Here is a 2,964-nt window from a genome sequence, read left to right on the forward strand (position 1 = left end):
CTCCAGGACATCCTGCAGAGCCGCATGGTTCTCGCGCCAGATTGCGAGCAGCACGCGGGCGGAGATGGGTGCTGCGAAGGGCTGCGGATCTTGAAACAGAGCGGCAAGGGAACGCAATTGCACGGAGAGCGCACGGAGCTGCTTCTGGATGCGCTCCACGCTGGCCGTGGCTTCTCCATCCGTCACGAGTTCGTTGAGGAGGGTGGTTTCCAGATCAAGGCTGTTCAAGCCGTTGCGTACATCATGCGTGTGCTGCCGCACAAACCCGGCCACGCGTTTCCAAGGGATTTCAGGTGCGGAATTCATGTTGTTCTGTACGCGAGGTGCAGAGTGCATGGTTGTCACAAACTCATCTATTTCACAAGCGACTCTGACAAGTGCCTTTGAAGTGGCAGCAGGCAGAAATTGGCACGACCAAACGGCCTGCTAGCTGCGAAGTTTGGGGATATGATAGATTCACGCATGTTCTGTGTGCCCATTTGGTGCGACACGAATATTAACTGGGCTCCGGGATCCTGGAGACAATGAGCGCCCCTGCCCAGACCGCCATGGTTTCACCTGCGACAACCACCGCCGGCAAACGCCTGCTGGTGGTGGACGATCATCCCGTGTTCCGGCACGGAATCTGCCAGTTTTTAGGCCAGTTCAGCGACGTTTCCGTCTGCGGTGAGGCGTCCAATGCGCAGAGCGCGCTGGCAGCCATGAGGCTGCACCAGCCCGAGGTGGCGCTGCTCGATGTGTCCATGCCAGGAACGAACGGGATTGAGCTGATCAAACACATGCTGGCGGAGCAGCCGTCGCTGATCATTCTCATGATCTCCATGCACGATGAATCCCTCTATGCCCTGCGGGCTTTGCGCGCTGGAGCGAAGGGTTATGTGATGAAACAGCAGGCGATGGAAAACATCCTGGAAGCACTGCGCAAAGTCATCGGCGGCGGCATCTATGTCAGTCCGCTTTTCACGGAAAAGCTGATTTTCAAGACCATCCAAGGCAGCGAAGGGGACCTGGGATCGCCCGTGGACAAGCTCTCTGATCGTGAGCTTGAGGTGCTGCAGCTGTTCGGACGCGACAAGACGACGCGTGAGATCGCCGATGCACTGCATCTCAGCGTGAAGACGGTCGAAACGCACCGGATGCACATCAAAGAAAAGCTCGGCTTTAAAGATGCGGACGAACTGATGCGCTTTGCCATCGAATGGGTTGCGGTGTCGCAAGACTGAGCTGGTTTTGTTTCCGGCCGGCGGCTGCGCCAGCTCAGACCAAGTCTGTCACGGCTACCCGGACCTCGCTGTCAATGATGCCTCTGTCGATGGCGTAACGGGTGAGTCCGGCGATGTCATGGATGCGGAGCTTTTTCATCAGGCTCTGGCGGTGCTTGTCCACCGTCTTCACGCTGATGTGCAACTCTGCGGAAATCTGCTTGTTGGCGCTGCCTTCGGCGACGAGCTGGAGCACCTCGGCTTCGCGTGAGGTGAGCTGAGTGAGGCAGGAGGGCTCATGGACGGCATCGCTGCAGGCCTCGCGCTCCAAATGTCTGGCAATGGAGGGGCTGAAATAGGCTTCGCCCTTGTGCGCTGCGCGGATGGCGGCGGGCAGGAGTTCTGCCTCGGACTGCTTGAGGAGATACCCCGATATTTTAAGCTTCATCAGCTCCTCCAGATGAATGGGATCGCTGGAGGCTGACAAAATGAGAATCTTGGTGGCAGGCCGTGCCTGCATGATCTGCCGGGTCGCCTCCAGCCCGTTGAGCCGTGGCATGTGAATGTCCATCACGACAATGTGGGGCTGCAGGTGCAGGCAAAGTTCGACGGCCTGGTGTCCATTGGCGGCTTCGCCAATGATCCTGATGTCGTCTTCGTCCGCCAGCAGAGAGCGCAGGCCAGCGCGGAGAATCATGTGGTCTTCAGAGAGCAGAATGTTGATCGGATTCATCAGGAGAACAGAGCGTTGGTTGAATCGCTAACAAACCCTGCGCCGGGATTTGATTCACATGAGCTTCGCAAGTCGAGGAGCAATGGGTTGTACCCCGCTGATGAAAAAAAGTGGCGGGGCGAGAAATTCAACGCGTCCGGGCCGGGCCCGAGCTGCGATGGTCATTCTAAAATCTCACCTCGATTTGCATTATGGAAATCATTGACCAAGCGATCCACATCGACCTGCCTCTGCAGACCGTTTACAACCAATGGACCCGGTTTGAGGATTTTCCGCTGTTCATGGACGGAGTCACCGAGGTGCATCAGTTGGGTTGTGACCGGGTGGAATGGCAGGTGAAGATGGGCGGGAAAAAGAAGACCTGGCTGGCGGAGATCATCGAGCAAGTGCCGGATGCCTGCATCGCATGGCGCAGCACGAACGGAGTGGTGACTTCTGGAAGGGTGGTTTTCACTTCGCTGGGCATGAACTGCACGCGCGTGCATCTGCACCTGAACTACAAACCCGAGGGGATTGTTGAGAAGGCGGCCGCTGCACTGGGGCTGGTGAAGGCGCGGGTGGTGGGAGATCTGCTGCGCTTCAAAGATTTTATCGAGGGAGCGGTCGTTTTGCCCGATGGCTGGCGGGGCACCATCGGTAGCAGCAGCCTCAGCCGGGAGGAGACAGCGCACACGCCGGCGAACGGTCACAACATGCTGAAAACGAAACACAGCAGCCCGAGAGCGCAGATGAGCCTCAATTCAGTGTGCGTGGAGTGATGCCAACATGCCAGCGATGATGGAGGAGGAATCGGCCGTCTTCACGCTTAGATTTTCTGGTTCTGCCGGGCACGATGTTTCCTCGGTGTAGAAGAAGAATGCGGCCGACTGGCCGGCTCCTGTGCTGGCGGCAACGCTGTCATTCTCAAGAACCGAGATGATGAGGTCAGACAGCCAGAGCAAATCGAAGGAGCCGGCCGCACCGGTTGCGAGTTCACTGTTCTGCGTGGACCCGGCAAAGGGTGGCACTGATGAGGGAAGGGGATTGCAC

General features: G+C 57.9%; 5 protein-coding genes. 2 read left to right on the plus strand and 3 right to left on the minus strand.

What is annotated here, in order from left to right; all coding sequences use genetic code 11:
* On the minus strand, positions 1–306 hold a 306-nt coding region (locus tag WAW39_RS20010), incomplete at its 3' end, for a hypothetical protein (protein WP_422320932.1).
* A 218-nt stretch (positions 307–524) separates the two neighbouring features.
* On the opposite strand from WAW39_RS20010, the gene WAW39_RS20015 reads away from it, so the two are divergent.
* Positions 525–1,223: a response regulator gene (locus tag WAW39_RS20015; protein WP_422320933.1), complete on the plus strand. Its 699-nt coding sequence runs from the start codon at positions 525–527 to the stop codon at positions 1,221–1,223.
* A gap of 34 nt (positions 1,224–1,257) precedes the next feature.
* On the opposite strand, the gene WAW39_RS20020 is transcribed toward WAW39_RS20015, so the two are convergent.
* Positions 1,258–1,935 (minus strand): response regulator, encoded by a 678-nt coding sequence (locus WAW39_RS20020; RefSeq protein ID WP_422320934.1) that lies wholly within the window; start codon positions 1,933–1,935, stop codon positions 1,258–1,260.
* Between the two features lie 191 nt (positions 1,936–2,126).
* Here WAW39_RS20020 and WAW39_RS20025 point away from each other — a divergent pair, with 191 nt between their 5' ends.
* A complete protein-coding gene (locus WAW39_RS20025; RefSeq protein ID WP_422320935.1) occupies positions 2,127–2,693 on the plus strand; it encodes an SRPBCC family protein in 567 nt (188 codons plus the stop codon).
* Here WAW39_RS20025 and WAW39_RS20030 read toward each other — a convergent pair.
* Positions 2,676–2,964, minus strand: a 289-nt coding sequence (locus tag WAW39_RS20030; RefSeq protein WP_422320936.1) for a hypothetical protein, incomplete at its 5' end; no start/stop codon positions are given. The genes WAW39_RS20025 and WAW39_RS20030 overlap by 18 nt on opposite strands.

The organism is Prosthecobacter sp., from assembly GCF_049294395.1.
Taxonomy (GTDB): Bacteria; Verrucomicrobiota; Verrucomicrobiia; order Verrucomicrobiales; family Verrucomicrobiaceae; genus Prosthecobacter.

What these genes read in the sequence shown, in the direction of transcription:
- WAW39_RS20025 (WP_422320935.1), top strand. Translation starts at nt 2,127, where the DNA reads ATGGAAATCATTGACCAAGCGATCCACATCGACCTGCCTCTGCAGACC.
- WAW39_RS20020 (WP_422320934.1), bottom strand. Translation starts at nt 1,935, where the DNA reads ATGAATCCGATCAACATTCTGCTCTCTGAAGACCACATGATTCTCCGC.
- WAW39_RS20015 (WP_422320933.1), top strand. Translation starts at nt 525, where the DNA reads ATGAGCGCCCCTGCCCAGACCGCCATGGTTTCACCTGCGACAACCACC.